Raw genomic sequence first — 21,577 nt, forward strand, 5'->3', positions numbered from 1 at the left:
TGAATAACTTTCTGGTTTACCAGATAACGTTTCATGGACATTTCTTGAAAAGATTAATGTTATAATAAACAATAAATAACAAAATATAGGAGGATTAAATTATGCAATATAAGCTTTGGAATGGTGCATCCGCTATTATAATTAAAGACAATCGTGTATTAATGATACGTACAAAAAATTCTAATAGTTGGAGCATTCCTTCGGGGGGAGTAGAAGTTGATGAAACCGTAGAGGAAGCTTGTATACGCGAAATTGCAGAAGAAACTGGTTATGAAGCTAAGATAGTTAAAGAATTACATACAAAAAAAACGATTATCAAAGAATATAAAGTAACAACACAATATTTTTTATGTGAAATTACTGGTGGTGAAATTCAATATCAAGACCCCGATGAAGAAATTGAAGAAATTGCTTGGAAGAATGGCAATGAAATTTCAAAATTAATGCTTACATATCCTGAAGATCAAGAAGTTATTGAACAACTATTATCTAATTAATCTTAAAACACTCCTCAACAAAACCAGCTAATAGAAGCTTTTAGTTATTCAATTAAAGGGCGCGATTATTGAATAGGAACACGCTCTATATTCATTAAAGGGCCTACTGGAACACATATTCATAAAAAAGGAGGAAACGACTTGTTGAAACTATTTTGTAAATCTTGTAATTTAGAAATTTCTGAACCATTATCGGAATTAAAAGACCTGAATCTGATTAATAAAAACGATGGTCAAGATTATATTCCTAGAGGATTTTATTTAATTCAAGAGGAAACAGCTTACGAAATAATAAAAGGTTCTATCATTATAAACATTAAGGATATAATCAATTCAAACCGCCATTCAGATAGTAGTAGATTAAATGGTTGTTGTGGTCTCGATGGATGTGATGGAATGAACAGGGTCTGCTTGAATGAACACGAAATTGGTACAGAATTCTCTGATTGTTGGACGTATCATTATATTATATTGAATCCAGAGTTAGTAAAATTAAATTAAAATTTACAATTTCATTCCTTCTTAAACAATCTGGGCGCGTTTATGGAGTAACTCAAGTAGAAAATGATCAAACTTTTTTATAAAAACCACGAGGTGCTTTTGCTCAAACTTTATTTCAAAGCTACACTTCACAACAGTCTCAAAAAAGATTTTTGCCTCCATTCTTTTTAAATCTAGCACTAATTATTCACCTCGCTTTATCCATAATTAGACATACTATTACACTGGATTACTATGTGAAGTATAATAATTCATCCTTTAAAATAAGACTATATAAATACTAAACTTAGAATATGTAGAGATGGGCTAGAAGATTATGTTATGATATATCTAACAATTAATGCATTAATTATAATATTTTCCAAACTTGTATTTAAAAAAAGAATAATTTTTAATTTTATAGGGGTTTTTGTTTACTTTTTAATAACTATTTATTAATATTGAATAAAGCATATAGAAACACAAGTAACACTAAGTAACTTATTTTAAAGCTAAGGAAGAACCTTGAGCAATAGACGGGATACGTCTATCGTTTTAGGTTCTTTTTGTTTTTAGCAGGCATTTTAAAGAGAAGAATCTTTTTAAAAATTAAGAAACAATCGAATTCGGAGGCATGTGAATTATGGTACAAAAAGAGCGCAAATTTAAAATTATCGGAGTTCAAACTTCAAGACGAGTAGATGATAATAGAGAGTATGAGTTTATTTCAAATAGCAAAAAATCTAATATCATTCATTTATTCGAATCTAATAATGTTAATCCTAACGCAGCAGGAAAAACGCTGAAATTTTCATAAATAGTCTATGTCTATAAATAAGAATTTTGAGTTTAAAGACAAGAAACAACATAAGTCGAATAAAGTTATATTAACGATCTACTTTCTTATTCTTATCGCTGGCGTTTTTGGAATTAGACTTTACTTAGAAATAAATTTCTTTTACATAGCTTTAATCATTTTTTGTCTTATTTTTAGTTTTAAATGGTTGCCATTAAAAAAACCAGTTCGAATACATGTAGGCATTTCAAGCTTTGAGGTTATTGAGGGGAAAGTACGTAAGGAAATTGAATTTAACGATGTCTCATATATCGATCAGAATGTTATTGAAGGAACGAAACCGTATTATGAGAGCATTACATTCTTAAATGCTCAATTTGAAGAAATCTATAAATTGAATGCATCGGGTTTCGATTACAAAGAGCTGGTTACGTTGTGTGAGTATATTCAACAAACGAACTATGAATTTGGAACAGAAGCTTTAGAAATGAACAATCTTCAACATTTATTTAACGATGAAAAATTCTTTGGAAATTCATCGGACTTTAAGTTATAATAAAATAGGTTTCTAAGCTTATTAGTAATACTTTTAAGCAAAAGTATCTAATAATTATATAAAATTGTATTATCTATCGCGAAGCACGCAATAGACCTTAACGGGTTTATTGCGTGCTTTTTTTATTGATTAGTGGAGGTAAGCCTTATGTGTAAATTAAGAATTCATAATTTAAAACACTACAAACGCTTGTATTATGATTGGATGAATATTTCAGATAGCCACCGCTTTATTACAATTATAAGCGTGTATGATCATCTGTTTGAATATAGCCGCGCAGCTTGTTGCGTAAATGATAAGTGCCCTTCTAAAAATGTACGCCGTTTCGAAATAAATCTAATGGCGCCCAGTGTTCAAAAAGACAGACTGTTTGAACGGCAATTAAAGAAGTTTATTACCGATACAGATTATTACGATACGTTACTCGGTTTTAGTTTAATTTCATGTGATGCATGTCAGCATTGGGGTATTGAATGGACGCGTATTCCTCAACCATATAGTGTGAATCCCTCAACTCGGAACATAGGCGCGGATTTTAAAGCTGTACAGTTCGCTTCGCGTTATGCAGATAGGAGGTATTAGGATTGGTTACATTATTAAATCCGCGTATTAGTGGGAAATTGACGGACGCAGAAACATTTCACCAGGCATTTTATCGTCTTTGCAAGAGACTGGCAGAACGTAAGGCTCGTTTTGACGCTTCAGAGGTGAAAGCTGAATTATTATCATTAACGACAAGTGAGCTCCAACAGATACATTCAGAGGTTATGAGCAAGAACATGGCTATGCAAACGCAATTAGCAGAGGTTTCAAGTAGTCTGAGCGAAAGCAAGAATAAAGAGGATTTAGCTTATTATTACGCGATTACATGGGAATTGAGTATACCTTTCAGTAATGCATGTGCTCGAATAAATGATAGTGAATTGAACAAAAAGCTATATGTAGACCATATTGTGAATTTCTTATTGTTAGTGAAGGTATTTAAAGCTACAACACCGGTTAGATATGCAGGTGTAACGCTTCATACAGGCTTCGAACACTATATAGCTAAAATTTAATAGTTGAAGGTTGGTTTGATTTTTGGACGTATTACAGGAAAACGCATCATTTTTTACACTATATAGCCTATCACTTGGGGCAATTTGGTTAATCGCTTTAATCTTGAAGCTTATTTTCAATCGAAATACAGAACCGTATGAGCGAACAAAGGGCGTTCGTACTGTCTTTATAGCTGTACAAATCATTGTTCTAGTCGTGGTATTCCTCATTGTAGGTACTAATAACACTGTAATTGGTTACTTTACACCGTTCCTGATTTTATTCTTGCTGTCATTTTTCTATTCAGTCGATAGCATTATGGTTTATAACGAGGAACAGTCTAAAGGGATTTTAACGTACTTTGTAGGGAAGGCGGTTATTTTCTTCGGGTATGGCATGGTTGGCATATTAAAAATGAAAACATTGGTTGATATGGCTGCAGCATTTTATTAAACCGGGATCAGCAAGTCATCGGATCCTAGACATTAACAGAAGTGAGGTATTTATGAAACGAAAATATATCGGTTATATCGGGTTGGGTTGTCTTGCTATCGCATTTTTGGTGAGGGCTTGGTATCTACAAGAAAATCAACCGAACCTGATTGATAACCATAAAGAAATAAGTAACTATATCGCATTGGAATGGGGAGGGCACAATGAACGTAGCATTTAATTATTGCCAGTACGAATTAAAGCCGGTATTAGAGCGTGAATTAACCTATAAAGATAAAGTGTACTTATCGGCTCTTATGAATACGGCCGCAACAGAGGATGTTATGATGATTGGTCCGACTGCTTCCAAGCATGGCATCATCACACCAAATAAAGCCTACTTAAAATAGATCGTAAAACACTTAACTAGGCGGAAAATTTTAATTACCCAGTCGAACGCTGCAGGGCGCAAGCGCGGTCAAAAGCGACGAACTCATAAGCTTGATATATTGGAGAATTGGCATAAGGTGAATGTTCTACCAACTGACGACGTATCGGCATTTACTGTCCGTATCTGTTATTTAAATTTAAAGGACGAGGAAAACTTCATTGATAGTACCTATGATTTGTGGCTTGAAATCGCAGCATATGAATTTATGGCTATGATTGAGCATGAAGCACATGCTTTCAATATAAAGCTCCCTGAACTTCAGTGGAAAGTGGATGAATCATTTAAATCATTCGTTTCTTCCTATTCGTTAGCGCAATTAAAAACGATTGTTATTGAGACATTCGATATTTACATAAAGCGTCATTTAAGCGGTGAATTTGATGAAAAAGGCTTAATTACGCGTATTACCGAAGATATTCCTTATTACTTGCAAAAGCTGAACAATGAGGGCTTTGTGCCAGCTCCTACAAATCGGGAAATAAATTATTTTGTAGGAAGTTCAATATTACATACGATGTTTTTTAATCATATTTGCGGTTTCAATGACAGTATCTATTCATTGAAACCATCTAAAAAAGTACTTGAAATCATGTACCTGGAAGGGAAGTAATCGTTATGGCTACTCGAACTAAACTTGTATTAATTGGCGTTACCGTTACAGGTAATTTAGGGCATGTTAATGAGCCAGTTGTCCATGCTGCCAATATTAATGAATGGAATGAATATCATGAACAATGGCATAGTGATACGTCTGCTTACTTTAAGCAATATACGGTATTACAAGAGCCACATTTAGCTGAAATTGAACATTACCGAGGTGTGCAAATAGATTATGGTTATGAAATCACATTATGATCTCGCTCAACAGCGGTTGAAGCGAGAACAACTTTATAATAAAATTCCCTGTTTCTTGCCTGATACAGAGGACCACGAATATGCGTTATATGATGTTATGCCGATTACAGAGGAACGAGTTTCTGCCCTTCGATTAGCTTCGGAACGAATCACCGCTATTTTCTTTAAAGTGACCGCGCTCTTGCAAACTGTTCACCCCAATGTGTTATGCGATATGGGTTATCCAATTGAAACAATTAATTTTGTGCGAATGAAAACCTTACCTGTCCCAACTGTAATTGCTCGTATTGACCTTATCCCTAGCGGTAATTCCTTTAAATGCATTGAAATTAATGCTGATACATCGACGTTCCTTAAAGAAGCCTATAGCGTCAATGGGGCTGTATGTGAACATTTCGGGTTGCGTGATCCAAACGAGGGACTTCTTAGTTATTTAGAAAAGGCGGTCAATCTAGCTGTACGAACAAATAAATATGCTTCGTTCCCTAACATTGTATTTACGGCATGTGCCAATTCCCGAGAGGATGTTCACACAACGCTTTTATTACAAGATTCTGTAGGTGGTGCCCGTTTTGTACCGTTCGAACAGCTGAAAATCGTAAAAGGTGAGGGTGTATATGATGATACCGGGAAGAAGGTTGATATTTTATATCGTCCAACAGGTTTCATTGAATATATGTTAAAAGAAAAAGATAGTGAAAAGAATCCAATAGGGCTTTGGCTAATTGAATTAGTGCTTTCTAAGAAGCTTTTTATCATTAACCCTCCAAGTGCCTTTTTAATGGAAAACAAGGCTGTTATGAGCGTTATCTGGGGCTTACATGAAGAAAATGCGTTCTTTACGGAAGAAGAGCATGAATGGATTGAGGAATACTTCTTACCATCCTATTTAGAGGCGGATACGTTCCTAGCTAACAACGAGCCATATGTTGAAAAGTCTATTTTCGCTAGTGAAGGGGCTACTGTAAAGATTTTAGATGGGAAAGGGAATACGCTCGCTCAATCGAAGCATGAAAACCCTAGTGAATACCTGTTGTTTTATCAAAAGTATGTCGAGCAGCCTAAAGTTACAATACACACAAATCAAGGTGAGCAAGAAGTACATTATTTATTCTGCAGCTTTATTATTAATGGGACTGTGGGGGCGATCGGTTGCCGCGCAGATGCTACATTAACGGAAAATGATGCGTTTTTTTTGCCGATTGGCATTAAATCTTAATGTGTTGACCAAAATTTTGGTCAGGTAATACAAGTGTGAACATTTGTGGTAATCGAATTTCACAAAAAGATTGTTATGAAAATTAATAGATGTGTGCTAAACGTACAAGATATGCAGTCACACTACGTAGAATCCATTCAAACACGCTTAAAAGATTCTTCAGAACCAAATATAGTGACGTTACAACCTTTAACGGTGTATGACATACTAAGTGATCCATTGGATAAAAAATTGTATACCATTTTTACAAAGTATGGGGAAATAGTTGCTGGTAAACTATCGTATCGTACTGGTCACTTACAAACAGAGGTACTCGAATTAGTAGAAAGTCAATATCCAGGCAAAATACAACCTGTATCGTTTGCTAATATCGAAAAAATCAATCACTGTAAAGCCCGAATCGGGAGGAATGAGAGAGAATCATGTTAACCGCAAAATTAGCAGATAATACGGTTGTTAATGCCACGGACTTTCAGGAAATGTCTCAACAAACCCCTATTTTCTGTATGGATTGTCGAGCACCGGTCCATTTCGTAAAGGAAAGTAACAAAGTTGCTTTCTTTAAAACGAGTGGTAAGGGGGCATCAGTACATTTAGAGGGATGTGCTTTCGCTGCACCAATGACCTTTACTGAAAGTGTAGGGAAAATAATGCAGCTGCAGAAAGAAATGATTACTCAGGTAGAACCGATTGTTGTAAGGCTAACTTAAATAAACTGGATCCTGAATATGTTGCCCAGGACCGTGGCCGACCAAACGAGCAAGAGGTAACTGGAAGAACTTTAAAAGTACCTAATGATGGTCCCAAGCAGCCTAAAACTTTAACTACATTAAAAGGTTTGAAAAAACTATTTTTAACTGGTGAACCGGATCTATTAGCCTCAGTAATCATATCGATTACTGGCTTTAAAATTCCAATTAGTGAATTAATTGTAGACCAACAAACAGCTCACACAAAAGTTATGAAGAATTTAGCATTAGATGTGCTATATTTTGTACATGGAACAATCACTAAAATTGTTCGATTACCGCGCGTATGGTACTTCAATATGATTGAAGATAATTATTACTTTACGCTAGTCGTCTTTGAACGTTACTTTAAATATTTCACTTTTAAGGATGATGAACTGATTGGCCATCCGAGCCTGGTTATGGGGAAATTAAAACAAAATAAATTTAATGAGGGCAGGGCTAATGCCAAAGAAGGTACAGAAATAATTATTAAGCCAAACGATTATCTAGAATTTTTAGACTAAAGTTTGCAAACATGGACATCACTACTTCGACAGGCGGTAGTGGTTATAGTAAGCAGGGGGGAATAACAATTGATTAATTATATGATAAACACCTAATTAAGGATCCATCTAAAAAACAACATACAGGTGGTCTTTATAGTCCGGAATCAGGATAACGGTGGACATAATGGTCTATGACCTCAAGGCCCGATTCTGCACGCACAAACTCTTTGCTTAAAATGGGGTTATAGGAAAAGGACACCTGTAATTATTAATGATTCTATCATTTGTAGTGCTTGTCAAAAGAAGTCCTCCTTTTGGTGATGTTTTATTTCTGACTGATATATACCATCGGGTAAAAAACATTAAAATAAGCCAACCTTTAAAAGGTTGGCGTTCTAATCATTAAAAACGAGGTATCCCGTAGAAAATACCCTCCTTTTTTATAGGGGGAATTTAAGCAATGAGTTTTCGACAGGCTTCTGCACATTTAAAGCAAGACTCAGCGCACTTTTGGCAATGCTCGTGATTATGTTTTTTACATTCATTACCACATGCCTCACAAATTGTTGCACACAATTCTGCGAACTGTGAAATAAACGGCGTACCTCTTCCAATCGCTTGTTCGAAGTAAGCGCAAATATCTGCACACTCCCGATCAAGACGAATACATTCCGCCATCATTTTCATATCTTCCTCTTTTAAGCAAGCATCATAACAATGATTACACGCAATCATACATTCATGAAGTGAATCAATTACAGACTGATATTGTTCATGTGCCATTATATTCCCCTCCTTTGATTAATACAGAATTATATTACCCAAAAACGGCTTTAAAATAACCGAAATATAAGAATTTTTTTTAGAAGGTAAAAAATTTTATAGAAAAGTCTTTAAAAGAGTAAAATTTCTTAAATTGTTGAAACTAAAAAGGGATAAGGAATGGAATAAAAAAACGTTTTGTTTTATCTCCCTACTTTACATACGGTGTGGGGGTATGCTATATTGTGTTTAAAGTAAGGAGGTTATGATAATGGAAAACTCATTGAAAGATGTGGAAGGTCATACTGAATCTGATGAAACATGCAGGAAAAGTCATCACTCGGAACGTGTAAAGAAAGATTTAACAAGTCGATTAAATCGAATTGAAGGCCAAATTCGAGGAATTAAAGGAATGATAGATAAAGATGTTTATTGTGATGATGTAATTACACAACTTTCTGCCACACAATCTGCATTAAATAGTGTAGCCAAAATTCTTTTAGAAGGTCATCTAAAGGGATGTGTAGTTGATCGCCTTTCAGAAGGTGATGAAGCGGTACTCGACGAATTAGTGGTAACAATTCAAAAGTTAATGAAAAAATAAAAACTTAAAAATACCTCTGGGTATTTAAATTTGAATAAATAAAATTTCAATAAAAGGAGAAAATAAAAAATGCAAAATGTAACATTAAATGTACAGGGAATGTCATGCGGGCATTGTGTAAAGGCGATCGAAGGAAGTGTTGGTCAATTAGAAGGAGTTAACGAAGTAAAAGTAAAATTAGATGCTGCACAAGTGGAAGTTTCATTTAATGAAACGCAAGTATCTATTGATAAGATTAAAGAAACGATTGATGATCAAGGGTACGATGTAGAATAAGAGTGCTTTCACAGCACTCTCTCATTTTCAAAAAAATATACCCCTATACGGTATATGGGAGGCGGGAAATTCGTGAGTAGGATATCAAAAGAAGCTAGCATTCAAATTACCGGAATGACTTGTGCTGCATGTGCAACACGGATTGAAAAAGGATTAAATAAAATGGAAGGTGTCGAGCAAGCAACCGTTAACTTAGCACTTGAAAAATCATCGATTAAATATGATTCTTCAAAGCTAAGTGAAGCTGATTTTGAAAAGAAAATCGAAGCACTTGGTTACGGGGTTGTCAAACAAAAAGCGGAATTCGAGATTACTGGAATGACTTGTGCTGCTTGTGCGACTCGTATAGAAAAGGGATTAAACAAAATGGAAGGTGTTGCAATTGCAAATGTCAATTTAGCACTTGAAAAGGCAACAATTGAATTTAATCCTTCAGAAGTCACTATTTCAGATATAATTTCTAAAGTTGAAAAGCTGGGTTACGGTGCACACCAAAAGCTAGATGAAAGAGGGCAAGGAGATCACCGTGAAAAGCATATTAAAGACCAGCAACGTAAATTTATATTCTCAGCGATTTTATCATTACCATTATTATGGACGATGGTCGGACACTTTTCGTTTACATCATTCTTATATGTCCCAGATTTCTTAATGAATCCATGGATTCAAATGTTATTGGCAACACCGGTACAATTTATTATTGGGAAACAGTTTTATGTAGGGGCATATAAGTCACTTCGAAACGGTAGTGCTAACATGGATGTACTTGTAGCGATGGGGACTTCGGCAGCTTATTTTTATAGTGTATATCAAGCAATTATAACTGTTGGAGCACACCACGGACCACAATTATACTTTGAAACAAGTGCAGTATTAATCACACTTATTGTTTTAGGCAAATTATTTGAAGCAAAGGCAAAAGGCCGGTCATCAGAAGCAATTAAAAAATTAATGGGTCTTCAAGCAAAAACAGCTATCGTAGTACGTGATGGAATTGAAAAAGAAGTACCGTTAGAAGAAGTGGTAACCGGAGACATTATTTTAGTGAAGCCGGGTGAGAAAATTCCTGTTGATGGTGAAGTAGTAGAAGGAACAAGTGCTATTGATGAGTCAATGTTAACTGGTGAAAGCTTACCAGTGGATAAAAAAGCAGGTGACTTATTATACGGCTCAACCATTAACAAAAATGGTTTCATCAAAATGACAGCAACAAAAGTTGGGCGTGATACAGCATTAGCCCAAATTATTAAAGTGGTAGAAGATGCACAAGGTTCAAAAGCACCTATACAACGTATGGCCGACAAAATATCAGGTATTTTTGTACCCATCGTAGTAGGATTTGCAATTCTTACGTTCTTAGTATGGATTATATGGGTTAAACCCGGCGAGTTTACACCAGCACTGGAAGTGTTAATTGCCATTCTTGTAATTGCTTGTCCATGTGCGCTTGGTTTAGCAACACCAACTTCCATTATGGCAGGAAGCGGTCGTGCAGCAGAATTTGGTATTTTGTTTAAGGGTGGAGAACATCTAGAACAAACACAAAGCATCGACACAGTAGTAGTAGATAAAACAGGTACTGTTACACATGGTAAACCTGTATTAACAGATGTTTTAGTAGCTGATGGCCAAGACGAAGAAAAATTTTTGTCACTAATCGGTGCAGCAGAAAAACAATCAGAACACCCATTAGCAGAAGCGATTGTTCAAGGTATTCAAGATAAAGGCATTGAGCTTGGTAACATTCAATTTTTTGAAGCAATTCCGGGATATGGTGTTCAAGCAACGGTGTCAGGTCAAGGTGTAATTATTGGTACACGTAAACTCATGCAGCAATATGGAATTGATATACAATCTGTTCTCCCTACGATGGAAGAATTAGAGCGCAATGGGAAAACTGCAATGCTAGCTGGAATTAATGGCAAATATGCAGGGCTAGTTGCTGTAGCAGATACAATAAAAGATACGTCTAGAGAAGCGATCCATCGCTTACAAGAAATGGGCATTCAAGTAATCATGATGACAGGTGATAATGAACGAACAGCCCAAGCCATTGGTAAAGAAGTAGGTGTTGATTCAGTTATAGCAGAAGTTCTCCCTGAGGGAAAAGCAGAAGAAGTAAATAAACTGAAACAACAGGGCAAAAAAGTAGCAATGGTTGGTGATGGTATTAATGACGCACCTGCGCTTGCAACAGCCGATATAGGAATGGCTATTGGTACAGGTACGGATGTTGCCATGGAAGCTGCAGATATTACACTTATTCGAGGCGATTTAAATAGTATAGCGGATGCAATCATAATGAGTAGGAAAACAATGCGTAATATAAAACAAAACTTATTCTGGGCATTTGCTTATAATACGATTGGTATTCCAATTGCTGCAATAGGGTTACTTGCGCCATGGGTAGCTGGCGCAGCGATGGCATTCAGTTCGGTGTCAGTAGTATTGAACGCATTACGCTTACAAAGAGTTAATTTACAAAAATAAAATAATCAATATCATCTGTCGCTATATTTAGCGGCAGATATAACCCTAATTATTGTGGAAAACGTTTAAGGAAGGTGGTAAAACCATATGGAGGATAGCGGTATAAAAGTAAAGATTGCTATTAATGGAGGAATAGGATTTGGAGCAAAACTTAACTCAAAACAACTTGTTACCATATTAAAATATATGAATGAGGACGAAGAACTTGAGTTAACTACCTTCCAGCAACTCTATATAGAAGTCTCGAGAGATTCAATTGAAGAAATTATAGAGGAATTTCAGAATGTAGGATTAGCTTGTTATCCAGTTGGCAACTTTGTAAAAAGTCTAAGAACCTGCAATTTCTGCAAAGGGGACGAAGAAGAAGGAATGCCGGTTGCAAAGGAATTAAATCGTCGTATTGCAGGAAAGCCTGTTCCATTTACCCTAAAAGTTGCTTATACAGGTTGTGCTGTTGGTTGTGGGGAACCTATGTTAAGCGACATCGGTGTTATGAAGATTAGAGACCATTACAATTTGTATGTAGGTGGAAAGGCAAAAGGGAAAGACGCAGAAGTTGGTTCATTGATGGTTGAGAATCTTACACCGGAAGAATTGTATGATACCGTAGAAAAAATTATTATAGAATATTCGGAATTAGGGAAAAAGCGAGAAGCATTCCATAAGTTTTTAAAACGTATGGGTGGAAATGATTTCTTGAATAGATATAAGGTTTAATGAATTCTACTTTTTAATAGGGAATTGTGCTAACTTCCCTAATTCAAAAGGTTATTATAAATAAGGAGTGAGAATTATTAGTCGTGACTAATAGGTCTCACTCCTTTACTTCTTTTGTGCCTGTTGCTTTAGGAAATTTACAAAGAATAAATACTCTCCAAACTTCATGTTTTAAAACACAGTCATCCACTCAAATCATTTCAAGTCCTTACCTTTTTAAATATGATAATCATACAATATAGTTATAAATCCTTTAAAGATGATTTTTGCAAGACAGTGGAGATGGCTTTAGAAAGGACAGATATTGTACGATTAATTTCATCTTGCGTGTTTTCTATCCCCCCCATTTCAACTAATATCATGTTTTTTGCAAGATCTTGATTATAGATACCGTCTACATGCTCCCCTTTTTTACTGATAACACCACGGGAAATTCCAGGTATATATTCGTTTAAAGAAGATGAAATTTCCTCGGCGAAGGTTTTATTTGTTATGTAATTCGGATTATTTTCACCTACAACAAAATAAAGTTTTCCATAATTCTCATTTTTATATTTTAGTGTTGATAATTTTCTTTTTGTGGAATCTCTATGAAGGTCAATAATTATATCATAATTGCTGTTTTGAAGTTGAGTTACTAGGTATGGACGAACAACATCGTATGCTTCTGAGAAACTACGATTTGTTTTTTTCATTTTATCCATTGTATCCACTGCAAGAATTTCTACATTGATTGAATTAAGTTCAAAATAATTTTTTATTACATCTTCAAATGCTGTAATGTTCGACTGTGGATGGTAAACAGTTGTTTGACCACTTACATTTTTTACAATAGGAATAAAAGCTTCGTGTGAATGGGTGAAAAGAATTAATGCTTTTTTAGTTTCAATTTGGTCGTTAGTTTTCAAAATGGTTGTCTTACTTGACGAAGAGACAAGTTGATTACTACTATCGAATTTTTCTCCAACTATTTTTTTTTCTTGGTTAATTTCAGGTTGATTTACAATAATGTCTGAATTTTGAGGAAGAGAACTAAAAAGAATTACTGGAACAAACGGCGAAAAAAATAATAGTAAAATAAATCCCAAAAAAGCAATTAATTTATTTGGCACGTTTAACTCACCTCTAAACCACTATATGAATGAGGTAAAACTATTATTCAAAACAATCAATTATGCTTGATTGTTACGTGATCTATTTATATGAATTAAATTGCCAACAGATTGAATTAGCCTCTATAAAATAAAGTACACCTCTTTTGGGCATATCAATTAAAACTCCAGAAAAGGTTGGTTGCATTATATTTGGCTTGTATAGAAACCATCACGAGCATATTGAAAAGTGAAAATGCCGCGAATATTTAAAATTTAGAACCGGATAAATAACTGCATATGCAAGTGTTTCGCTCATAATCGTGCCAGAGTGCTGAGTAGCAAACGATTTAAGACGAATTATCCGAATACTAAAACCGCTCACCGACGAAACCTTTTATTTTTGTCGCCATATAGTCTGCAATCTTTTTAGGGGGTTTGTTCTTAGGCTTAAGTTGCAGCAAATCACTTGGCATTTATTTCCTATATAAATTTAAATATATAATGGTTTGGATGGCATTACTATAAACTAGAAATCTGATTCATATAGATATAGTAATACTTGTTATAGGATACCAACTAATAGCATTAGTTTTGAAGTTAGAAACGTAATAAAGTTCGCACATTTCAATGAGTATTTCTTGCTAAATCCCGTCTCTCTAAATTAGGTCTGCCTAAATAAACCTAACAACTATAAATTAATTGTCATCATCTAAAAAAAGATGAATGGTACCATCTTTTTCAATAATATTTTCTGCCTCTGGTAATTGTGATGTTACTATTTTTCCTTCACCATGTATTTCAATTTTAAAGGAATACTGTAATTCTTTGATTTCATCAACAGAATATCCTATTAAATTTGGAACTCTCTCCGTCAACGGGTCTCCCCAACGGTATTGTTTTTCAAGTTGACCTTCACGGTTAACTTGAATACCAACCTTTGGTGCGATATCTTCTATAATTTGTCCAACAATTGGCGCAGCAATTGTACTTCCAAAAACAGTGGAACTTTTCGGATTGTCGAGAGCAACATATACAACCACTTTTGGATTATCGGCAGGTGCAAATCCAATAAATGATACGATATATTCTCCGTCTTTATAACGACCATCTATTACTTTTTGTGCGGTTCCGGTTTTCCCTCCAATGCGAAGACCATCACGAAATGCTGCTCGACCAGAACCATTTGCAACAACCGATTCTAATACAGCGCGAACTTTTGCAGAAGTTTCTTCACTAATCACCGTACGTTTCAATTCTGTTTTATTTTCAAGTACGGTATTACCAGTTTCTAAATCAACTACTTTTGATACAACGTACGGAGTATATAAATTCCCACCATTTACTGCAGCCGCAACGGCTTGGACTTGTTGGATTGGTGTAACGGCAATCCCTTGACCAAACGAGGTCGTCGCGTGTTCCACTGGTCCAAAACCTTCTTCAGAAAATAAAATCCCTGAGGATTCACCAGTAATGTTCGAACCAGTACTTTTACCAAAGCCAAAATCTTTTATATATTGTAAGAGCTTCTTAGAACCAACACGTTGACCCATTTCAATGAAACCTGGGTTACATGAATCTTCTACAACTTCTAAAAATGTTTCACTGCCGTGTCCTTCACGTTTCCAACAACGAAGCCTTGTTCCTTCTACCATTGTATATCCCTTGTCATAAAACATATCTTTTTCTAAATCTACAACATTTTCTTCAAGTGCTGCACTTAGTGTAATAATTTTAAATGTAGAACCTGGTTCATATGTCATCCATACAGGTAAGTTTCGGTTATAAATTGATTGGTCTACGTCTTCAAAATTAGCAGGATTAAAAGTAGGAAAAGATGACAGTGCTAATATTTCTCCAGTATTAACATCTAACGCAATGGCTAAAGCTTGGTCAGCATCATATTTTTCCATCGCTTGTGATAATTCTCTTTCAACAACCATTTGCACTTCCAAATCAATGGTTAGTTCTACGGTTGCTCCTTGTTCACCATTACGCCGTTCGTCATCAACATGAGGTAAAGGATTTCCTTTTGCATCTGTAAATAGTCGAATCGCTGCATCTTTAGAAGTTAATACTTTATCATATTGATATTCAATACCCGCAAGTCCTTGAGTATCATACCCAGTAAATCCAATAAATCGAGATAATAAATTTCCATATGGATATTGTCTTATATAATCTACTCCACTATACAGCCCGTCTATATTAAGACCTTGAATTTCTACAGCTTGCTTATACGTAATGTTTTTTGCTTCTGGCGCAAGTTTTACTATAGAAACGCGTTTGTTCATTTTCTCATACAATTTTTGAGTATCTAAATCTAACACCGAGGCAATTTGTTTTGCTGCTTCTTCAATATTATCGTTTTGTGAAGGCATAAAATAAAGGGTCGGCGCAAGTTCATTTGTAACAATAACTTCACCATTACGATCTACAATTTCCCCTCTTTCCGAAGCAAACGGAATTTCTCTATCCCAGTTTTCTTTCGCAAGTTCTGTTAGTTCATCATGTTGTATAACTTGAACATAAAACAGTCTGATAACAACGACTATACCAAAAAAGATTAATCCAGAAATTATTAAACTTAAGCGTTTTTTTGAACTGGTAGATACCCACTTCATTCGAAGTTAACACCTCTTTTTTTACACGTTATGAATTTAAACTAAATTATATTCAATTGTTTGTTAATGTTCGAGGGTATTGACCCGTTCGGGATTATAACCCCTGATTTTGCTAGTAAGTTCTCATAAATGGGCAAAGCAAGTATGCATCCGTCCAACAGTCCACGTTTAGTTTAGGAAACCGGGGGTAAATACCATAATAATATAGGAGGGATTTACAATGGCTAATAAATTTATGATTGGAATTATTTCTATCTCTGCTGCCTTAGCACTTTCTGCATGTAGCGGGGAAGGGAATGAAAATACTTCTCAAAATGAATCCACACAAGAAGAAACAAACGAAATGTTAAAGGAACAGGATGTCGGAGTTGATAATGAAAGTGAGACAGGCATGGATCACGCTACAATGAATCACTCTGGGTCAGGTGAAGTTCCAAAAGATTTGAAAGAAGCTCAAAATCCTACATTTTCTGTAGGACGTACAGCAATTATTCAAGCTGATCACATGCCTGGTATGAAAAACGCTGAAGCAACAATTGTAGGAGCTTATGATACAACTGTATATACTGTTTCCTATACACCTACTACAGGAGGAGAACCTGTTAAAAATCATAAGTGGGTTATTCATGAAGAAACAGAGGATGCTGGTGAAGCACCTTTGGAACCGGGATCAGAAGTAACACTTAATGCTGATCATATGGAAGGAATGCAAGGAGCAGCTGCTATAATAGATTCTGCTGAAGAAACAACTGTTTATATGGTTGATTATACTTCAGCAACTGGAGAACAAGTAAAAAATCACAAATGGGTAACAGAAAAAGAACTATCTACTAAATAAAGTCATAAAGGTGTCCATCAATAGGTGGACATCTTTTTATTTTAAATTAACATATTTCTATGTTAGGTTTTTTCGTATCTATTAATCTATACTAAACAATTATAAATTAATTATCTGCATAATTTCTCCATATTTATTACTTATACTATCATCACCTATTACTAAATAATAAATACGGTTTGAGAAAGGATTAGTGAAAATATGTGGTTACTCAATTAAATCTATTTCTTGCATTTGGAGCAGGACTTTTATCTTTTATTTCTCCATGCTCACTACCTCTTTACCCGGCATTTTTATCTTATATTACGGGAATCTCCTTTAACGAACTCAAGGAAGAAAAGGGCATATTAAATCGGAAAGCATTATTACATACTTTATTTTTTTTACTAGGCTTTTCTGTAATCTTTATGGCGTTAGGATTTTCAACTTCTATTATTGGAACACTTTTCATTCAGTATCAAGATTTACTTAGACAAATTGGCGCAATTATTATTGTTATTTTTGGTTTAGTAATTCTCGGATTCCTCAAATTTGATTTTCTTCAATCGGAAAAAAAATTTTTAATTAAATCACGACCAAAGGGATATTTAGGAACAATTATTATCGGTATGGGGTTTGCTGCAGGTTGGACACCATGTACTGGACCAATTTTGGCAGGAGTTATTGCTTTAGGTATTTCGGATCCAGATAGAGGCATATGGTATATGTTATTTTATGTACTTGGTTTTTCGATACCATTTTTAATAATGTCTCTATTTATTGGGAAAATGAAATTTCTTCAAAAACGTAGTGACATTTTTATGAAGTTAGGTGGCTTTATTATGATAATAATGGGAATTTTATTGTATTTTGATTGGATGACAAAAATTATTGCTTTATTAACGCCATTTTTCGGTGGATTCACAGGATTTTAGAAAGTTAATTTAGCTTATAATCTATTTATGTTTTAAGATTTTTTTGATGTAGGGAGAGCAAAAATAAAAGTGAATAGAATTTCTACAAAATTAGCGGGTTGTTTTTTCATAGTAGTGCTAATAATGGAATCACTTCTGATGTATTACCTTCATCAAAATATGATTAGTAATAGGGTAGAAGAAGAGTTCTCATTATTATTGGCAAATGGTGCAAATCATAGAGATGTTCTTATTGAACATTATTCAGATACAACGATAAAACATATAGTTTTAATGGAAAAAAATGAAAATCGTAAAGTAATGATAATAGACCGGACAGGAAGCATTATTGGTAGTTCCGATAAATCCTATATGTTGCAAGAAGAGTACCAACTTTTTGTAGACGATTTTAATAGTGAAAAAGATTACATAGTAGTTTCGGATTGGAGAAATCTTCCGTACATTGTTAGCGTACACCCGTACGTAATAGATCAAAATCAATCAGGCGTAGTCTTAATGTTTCAAAGTACAAAATCAATTAATCAAATGGTTGATGATATGAACTTGCATTTTGTTATATCTGGAATTATAGGTTTAATCGTTTTATTTATTATATATGCGTTATTATCTAAAATTCTAACTCGACCGTTAATCAGAATGAAAGAAGCAACTGAGAAATTAAGTAAAGGTGATTTTGAAGTAAATTTACCGAATTTGGGGAGTGATGAACTAGGGGATTTATCAAATTCCATTCACAAATTAGCAAAAGACTTAAAAAGATTAAAGAATGAGAGAAATGAGTTTCTTGCTTCTATTGCGCATGAATTAAATACACCGCTAACATATTTAATTGGATATTCAAAAGTTGCAAAAAGAGAAGAATTGAGTGATAAGGACCGTAAATATTACTTAGAAATTATTGGTGAAGAATCAAACCGAATGAAAGAATTAATGAAAAACTTATTGGATTTGGCACGAATGGATGAAAACTCTTTCACCATTTCTAAAGAACATTTCTTGGCTAAACCGTTTTTAGAGAATATTTATAAGTTCGTATCCCCTTCATTTGAAATAAAAAAAATTAAACTAAATCTTATTTGTGAAAGCAATTTACAAATTTATGCTGACGCTCTCAGATTAGAACAAATAATACTAAATTTATTAGATAATGCTTTAAATTACTCAAACGAAAATTCAGAGGTCTGTTTAGAAGCACATGCAAAGGATGGGAAAACCGTTATCTCTGTCATTGATACTGGTATTGGTATTCCATCAAACGAGATAGAATTTATATTTGAAAAATTATATCGAGTTGAAAAATCAAGATCACGTGCATACGGAGGCTCAGGAATCGGCCTTGCTGTTGTGAAAGAATTAGTAGATGCACATGGAGGAACCATTGAGGTCAAAAGCAAAATAGAGAAGGGTAGTACGTTTAAAATAACGATATAAAAGGAGAAAAAATAGATGCAAACCGTTCTTTTAGTTGACGATGAACAAAGAATGTTAGATTTAGTTGAATTGTTTCTAGTTCCACAAGGGTTTAAATGTCTAAAAGAAAAAACTGGAAAAAGTGCTTTAGCAACACTTAGAAATGAAAAAGTAAATTTGGTTATATTAGATGTAATGATGCCTGAAATGGATGGCTGGGAAGTTTGTAAAAAGATACGTGAATTTTCACAAGTGCCTATAATTATGCTTACCGCTAGATCCGATAAAATGAACTTAGTAAAGGGATTAGATATCGGCGCAGACGATTATCTTACAAAGCCATTTGATGAAAGAGAATTAATTGCTAGAGTTAATGCGATTTTAAGAAGAGTTTCGGAAATAGATGAGAGTAATGTTGAAAAAGTTGTATATAACGAATTCTATTTAGACACGGAAAAGTATTCCTTGTATTATCAAAATTCGAAAGCTCAACTTACATCGAAAGAATTTTTCATTGTGAAGGCGCTGATGTCTAGACCTTCTAAAGTTTATGTTCGGGAAGAATTGCTCAATGCGGCTTGGGATTATGAAACAGAAACGGATATTCGAACAGTTGATTCCCATATTCGCAATTTGAGAGAAAAGTTGAAGAAAGCAGGTTTTCCTACTAGTGAATTTCTAAAGACTGTCTGGGGAATCGGTTATAAATGGAACTAAATTTAAATAAAAACCAAGAGGTGTAAAGTAAAAATGAAATTAAAAATGCTTATTAGTACTATTTTTGCAGTTGTTCTAATGACAGCATGTAGTGAAGAAAGTAAGAGTGAGGAAAACAGTTCTATAAAAACTGAAAGTAGTGAAATTAAGGAATTAGTTCAAGACTATAGTGCCCGAAATGTTACAGCTGAGTCCGCTTCTATAACATCTAAACAACTATTAGTAACAGACAATGATGGAATTGAGCGAGTTTATGAACTTCCAAAAAATGAGTTTTTTGTTTCAATTGCCCCTTACATAAATGAAACACATCCTTGCGAAAACCACAGTTTAACGGGATGCCAAGGTGAAATGGTAAGTGAACAGTTCAAGGTATATATTAAGGATACCGAAGGTAATGTCCTAGTAGATGACACCTTAAAAACAGAAGCGAATGGATTTATTGATTTATGGTTGCCAAGTGAACAATCGTACCTAATAAAAATTGAGCATCAAGGAAAAACGGTGGAATCTGAGTTTTCTACATTTGAAAATGATGGTACTTGTATTACAACAATGAAATTGAGTTAGGGATCAAATTATTCTATTAAATACAGCAGGTTAGATACGAAAGTGTATATAATAAGGGGGATACTTGTGGGGATTTTAAAAATAATATTTGGTATACCATTAGCACTTGTAATTTTAACAGCTTGTAGTTCAAAAAATGAATACTCTTTTGTGAAGATGGAAAATAGTCAAATTGATCATGTCCATGGTGTAGGATATACAAATGGAGGAGATGAGTTTGTCGTTGCCACTCATTACGGTTTATACCAGTACGGAAAGGATGGTTGGAAAGAAGCTAATAGTGAAAAACATGATTATATGGGTTTTTCTGCTGTACGAGAGGGATTTTATGCAAGTGGACATCCCGAGCAAGGGTCAAAACTTGAAAATCCTTTAGGACTTATTAAAAGCACAGACAGGGGTGCAACTTTGGACCAATTAGCCTTTTATGGAGAAATTGATTTTCATTACTTAACAGCTGGATATGATTCGAATGTGGTCTATGTTTTCAATGAGACACCCAATAAAAAATTAAAGGGTGGATTAAATTATTCTCTAGATGAGGGGAAAACTTGGATTGAAGCAACAATGAGTGGGCTTAATATAACTAATATATCAAATATAGCTGCACATCCATCAAAAGAAGAATTACTTTTAGTAGGTAGTAAAGAGGGGATATATATTTCAAAGGATTTTGGACAAAACTTTTCAATATTAAATTCAACTCAGATGGTTACGTACATAGCATTAACCGAGACTGGTGGATATTATACTTATTTTGATGTTAGCAAAGTATATCTAAAGTCTTTTTCTTTAGAAAAGGGTTTAGAAAAGAATATAGAATTACCTGAAGAAATTATGACAGACCCTATCATCTTTATTGCTTCGAATCCAAATAATGAAAATGAGATTGTTATAATTACAGATAAATTAAACATTTATAAATCTAAAGATAAGGGACTAAACTGGGGGGAATTAGCCTTCAATGGTAAATTAACTTCCAATAAATAACTGGAAAAGGTGA

Annotated in this window: 27 protein-coding genes; 24 read left to right on the plus strand and 3 right to left on the minus strand. The window is 34.3% G+C overall.

What is annotated here, in order from left to right:
- Positions 1-101: 101 nt before the first annotated feature.
- The 14 genes from MKY71_RS18500 (at position 102) to MKY71_RS18565 (ending at position 7,579) form a co-directional block, all read left to right on the plus strand.
- Complete coding sequence (locus MKY71_RS18500; protein ID WP_340733670.1) at positions 102-497, plus strand: NUDIX hydrolase; 396 nt, start codon at positions 102-104, stop codon at positions 495-497.
- Between the two features lie 141 nt (positions 498-638).
- Positions 639-998, plus strand: a complete 360-nt coding sequence (locus tag MKY71_RS18505; RefSeq protein WP_231918730.1) for a hypothetical protein — start codon at positions 639-641, stop codon at positions 996-998.
- Between the two features lie 622 nt (positions 999-1,620).
- Complete coding sequence (locus MKY71_RS18510; RefSeq protein ID WP_156732651.1) at positions 1,621-1,794, plus strand: hypothetical protein; 174 nt, start codon at positions 1,621-1,623, stop codon at positions 1,792-1,794.
- Positions 1,795-1,981: 187 nt separating this feature from the next.
- The gene (locus tag MKY71_RS18515) at positions 1,982-2,329 is read left to right on the plus strand and encodes a hypothetical protein (protein WP_156732652.1); all 348 of its coding nucleotides are present in this window, start codon (positions 1,982-1,984) and stop codon (positions 2,327-2,329) included.
- Positions 2,330-2,476: 147 nt separating this feature from the next.
- Positions 2,477-2,911, plus strand: coding sequence for a hypothetical protein (locus MKY71_RS18520; RefSeq protein ID WP_340733673.1), 435 nt, complete (start codon positions 2,477-2,479; stop codon positions 2,909-2,911).
- Between the two features lie 2 nt (positions 2,912-2,913).
- Entirely contained in the window at positions 2,914-3,387 is a 474-nt protein-coding gene (locus tag MKY71_RS18525) for a hypothetical protein (RefSeq protein ID WP_065217265.1), read from the plus strand.
- A 22-nt stretch (positions 3,388-3,409) separates the two neighbouring features.
- On the plus strand, positions 3,410-3,820 hold the full coding sequence (locus MKY71_RS18530) for a hypothetical protein (protein ID WP_065217266.1): 411 nt from the start codon (positions 3,410-3,412) through the stop codon (positions 3,818-3,820).
- Between the two features lie 203 nt (positions 3,821-4,023).
- A complete protein-coding gene (locus MKY71_RS18535) occupies positions 4,024-4,209 on the plus strand; it encodes a hypothetical protein (RefSeq protein WP_065217267.1) in 186 nt (61 codons plus the stop codon).
- Between the two features lie 117 nt (positions 4,210-4,326).
- On the plus strand, positions 4,327-4,860 hold the full coding sequence (locus MKY71_RS18540) for a hypothetical protein (RefSeq protein ID WP_079524076.1): 534 nt from the start codon (positions 4,327-4,329) through the stop codon (positions 4,858-4,860).
- 5 nt (positions 4,861-4,865) lie between these two features.
- Positions 4,866-5,105: a hypothetical protein gene (locus tag MKY71_RS18545; RefSeq protein WP_065217269.1), complete on the plus strand. Its 240-nt coding sequence runs from the start codon at positions 4,866-4,868 to the stop codon at positions 5,103-5,105.
- Positions 5,083-6,324 (plus strand): glutathionylspermidine synthase family protein, encoded by a 1,242-nt coding sequence (locus MKY71_RS18550; RefSeq protein WP_065217270.1) that lies wholly within the window; start codon positions 5,083-5,085, stop codon positions 6,322-6,324. Before MKY71_RS18545 ends, MKY71_RS18550 begins: the two co-directional genes overlap by 23 nt.
- 93 nt (positions 6,325-6,417) lie before the next feature.
- Positions 6,418-6,753, plus strand: a complete 336-nt coding sequence (locus MKY71_RS18555) for a hypothetical protein (RefSeq protein ID WP_139377696.1) — start codon at positions 6,418-6,420, stop codon at positions 6,751-6,753.
- Entirely contained in the window at positions 6,747-7,034 is a 288-nt protein-coding gene (locus MKY71_RS18560; protein WP_065217272.1) for a hypothetical protein, read from the plus strand. Before MKY71_RS18555 ends, MKY71_RS18560 begins: the two co-directional genes overlap by 7 nt.
- 128 nt (positions 7,035-7,162) lie before the next feature.
- Positions 7,163-7,579, plus strand: a complete 417-nt coding sequence (locus MKY71_RS18565) for a hypothetical protein (protein ID WP_065217273.1) — start codon at positions 7,163-7,165, stop codon at positions 7,577-7,579.
- Between the two features lie 435 nt (positions 7,580-8,014).
- On the opposite strand, the gene MKY71_RS18570 is transcribed toward MKY71_RS18565, so the two are convergent.
- The gene (locus MKY71_RS18570; RefSeq protein WP_065217275.1) at positions 8,015-8,344 is read right to left on the minus strand and encodes a four-helix bundle copper-binding protein; all 330 of its coding nucleotides are present in this window, start codon (positions 8,342-8,344) and stop codon (positions 8,015-8,017) included.
- Positions 8,345-8,594: 250 nt separating this feature from the next.
- On the opposite strand from MKY71_RS18570, the gene MKY71_RS18575 reads away from it, so the two are divergent.
- From MKY71_RS18575 to MKY71_RS18590, 4 genes are all read left to right on the plus strand, one after another.
- Positions 8,595-8,927, plus strand: coding sequence for a metal-sensitive transcriptional regulator (locus MKY71_RS18575; RefSeq protein ID WP_197494750.1), 333 nt, complete (start codon positions 8,595-8,597; stop codon positions 8,925-8,927).
- A gap of 69 nt (positions 8,928-8,996) precedes the next feature.
- The gene (gene copZ, locus MKY71_RS18580) at positions 8,997-9,203 is read left to right on the plus strand and encodes a copper chaperone CopZ (RefSeq protein WP_065217277.1); all 207 of its coding nucleotides are present in this window, start codon (positions 8,997-8,999) and stop codon (positions 9,201-9,203) included.
- A 72-nt stretch (positions 9,204-9,275) separates the two neighbouring features.
- Positions 9,276-11,693 carry a heavy metal translocating P-type ATPase gene (locus MKY71_RS18585; protein WP_082990889.1) on the plus strand — a complete coding sequence of 806 codons (2,418 nt, stop codon included), beginning with the start codon at positions 9,276-9,278 and terminating at the stop codon, positions 11,691-11,693.
- An 87-nt stretch (positions 11,694-11,780) separates the two neighbouring features.
- Positions 11,781-12,410, plus strand: coding sequence for a nitrite reductase (locus tag MKY71_RS18590; RefSeq protein ID WP_065217279.1), 630 nt, complete (start codon positions 11,781-11,783; stop codon positions 12,408-12,410).
- A 242-nt stretch (positions 12,411-12,652) separates the two neighbouring features.
- Here the strand turns inward: MKY71_RS18590 and spoIIP are convergent, their stop codons facing one another.
- Together spoIIP and MKY71_RS18600 are read right to left on the minus strand one after the other, a co-directional pair.
- Complete coding sequence (gene spoIIP, locus MKY71_RS18595; RefSeq protein WP_079524082.1) at positions 12,653-13,522, minus strand: stage II sporulation protein P; 870 nt, start codon at positions 13,520-13,522, stop codon at positions 12,653-12,655.
- A gap of 677 nt (positions 13,523-14,199) precedes the next feature.
- Positions 14,200-16,125: a penicillin-binding transpeptidase domain-containing protein gene (locus MKY71_RS18600; RefSeq protein ID WP_340733679.1), complete on the minus strand. Its 1,926-nt coding sequence runs from the start codon at positions 16,123-16,125 to the stop codon at positions 14,200-14,202.
- A 220-nt stretch (positions 16,126-16,345) separates the two neighbouring features.
- Between MKY71_RS18600 and MKY71_RS18605 the strand changes: the two genes are divergently transcribed.
- The 6 genes from MKY71_RS18605 (at position 16,346) to MKY71_RS18630 (ending at position 21,564) form a co-directional block, all read left to right on the plus strand.
- Positions 16,346-16,963 (plus strand): YdhK family protein, encoded by a 618-nt coding sequence (locus tag MKY71_RS18605; RefSeq protein WP_065217281.1) that lies wholly within the window; start codon positions 16,346-16,348, stop codon positions 16,961-16,963.
- A gap of 203 nt (positions 16,964-17,166) precedes the next feature.
- A complete protein-coding gene (locus tag MKY71_RS18610; protein ID WP_065217282.1) occupies positions 17,167-17,877 on the plus strand; it encodes a cytochrome c biogenesis CcdA family protein in 711 nt (236 codons plus the stop codon).
- A gap of 69 nt (positions 17,878-17,946) precedes the next feature.
- The gene (locus MKY71_RS18615) at positions 17,947-19,308 is read left to right on the plus strand and encodes a sensor histidine kinase (protein ID WP_065217283.1); all 1,362 of its coding nucleotides are present in this window, start codon (positions 17,947-17,949) and stop codon (positions 19,306-19,308) included.
- A gap of 15 nt (positions 19,309-19,323) precedes the next feature.
- Entirely contained in the window at positions 19,324-20,004 is a 681-nt protein-coding gene (locus MKY71_RS18620; RefSeq protein ID WP_065217284.1) for a response regulator transcription factor, read from the plus strand.
- 33 nt (positions 20,005-20,037) lie between these two features.
- Positions 20,038-20,574: a CueP family metal-binding protein gene (locus MKY71_RS18625; RefSeq protein ID WP_065217285.1), complete on the plus strand. Its 537-nt coding sequence runs from the start codon at positions 20,038-20,040 to the stop codon at positions 20,572-20,574.
- Positions 20,575-20,640: 66 nt separating this feature from the next.
- Positions 20,641-21,564 (plus strand): F510_1955 family glycosylhydrolase, encoded by a 924-nt coding sequence (locus MKY71_RS18630; RefSeq protein ID WP_065217286.1) that lies wholly within the window; start codon positions 20,641-20,643, stop codon positions 21,562-21,564.
- The last annotated feature ends 13 nt before the right edge of the window (positions 21,565-21,577 follow it).

Origin of the sequence: Solibacillus sp. FSL W7-1324 (genome assembly GCF_038008025.1) — a bacterium.
In the GTDB taxonomy this organism is placed as follows: domain Bacteria; phylum Bacillota; class Bacilli; order Bacillales_A; family Planococcaceae; genus Solibacillus.

What these genes read in the sequence shown, in the direction of transcription:
- MKY71_RS18500 (WP_340733670.1), top strand. Translation starts at nt 102, where the DNA reads ATGCAATATAAGCTTTGGAATGGTGCATCCGCTATTATAATTAAAGAC.
- MKY71_RS18510 (WP_156732651.1), top strand. Translation starts at nt 1,621, where the DNA reads ATGGTACAAAAAGAGCGCAAATTTAAAATTATCGGAGTTCAAACTTCA.
- MKY71_RS18520 (WP_340733673.1), top strand. Translation starts at nt 2,477, where the DNA reads ATGTGTAAATTAAGAATTCATAATTTAAAACACTACAAACGCTTGTAT.
- MKY71_RS18535 (WP_065217267.1), top strand. Translation starts at nt 4,024, where the DNA reads ATGAACGTAGCATTTAATTATTGCCAGTACGAATTAAAGCCGGTATTA.
- MKY71_RS18545 (WP_065217269.1), top strand. Translation starts at nt 4,866, where the DNA reads ATGGCTACTCGAACTAAACTTGTATTAATTGGCGTTACCGTTACAGGT.
- MKY71_RS18550 (WP_065217270.1), top strand. Translation starts at nt 5,083, where the DNA reads ATGGTTATGAAATCACATTATGATCTCGCTCAACAGCGGTTGAAGCGA.
- MKY71_RS18560 (WP_065217272.1), top strand. Translation starts at nt 6,747, where the DNA reads ATGTTAACCGCAAAATTAGCAGATAATACGGTTGTTAATGCCACGGAC.
- MKY71_RS18570 (WP_065217275.1), bottom strand. Translation starts at nt 8,344, where the DNA reads ATGGCACATGAACAATATCAGTCTGTAATTGATTCACTTCATGAATGT.
- MKY71_RS18575 (WP_197494750.1), top strand. Translation starts at nt 8,595, where the DNA reads ATGGAAAACTCATTGAAAGATGTGGAAGGTCATACTGAATCTGATGAA.
- copZ (WP_065217277.1), top strand. Translation starts at nt 8,997, where the DNA reads ATGCAAAATGTAACATTAAATGTACAGGGAATGTCATGCGGGCATTGT.
- MKY71_RS18590 (WP_065217279.1), top strand. Translation starts at nt 11,781, where the DNA reads ATGGAGGATAGCGGTATAAAAGTAAAGATTGCTATTAATGGAGGAATA.
- MKY71_RS18600 (WP_340733679.1), bottom strand. Translation starts at nt 16,125, where the DNA reads ATGAAGTGGGTATCTACCAGTTCAAAAAAACGCTTAAGTTTAATAATT.
- MKY71_RS18605 (WP_065217281.1), top strand. Translation starts at nt 16,346, where the DNA reads ATGGCTAATAAATTTATGATTGGAATTATTTCTATCTCTGCTGCCTTA.
- MKY71_RS18620 (WP_065217284.1), top strand. Translation starts at nt 19,324, where the DNA reads ATGCAAACCGTTCTTTTAGTTGACGATGAACAAAGAATGTTAGATTTA.
- MKY71_RS18625 (WP_065217285.1), top strand. Translation starts at nt 20,038, where the DNA reads ATGAAATTAAAAATGCTTATTAGTACTATTTTTGCAGTTGTTCTAATG.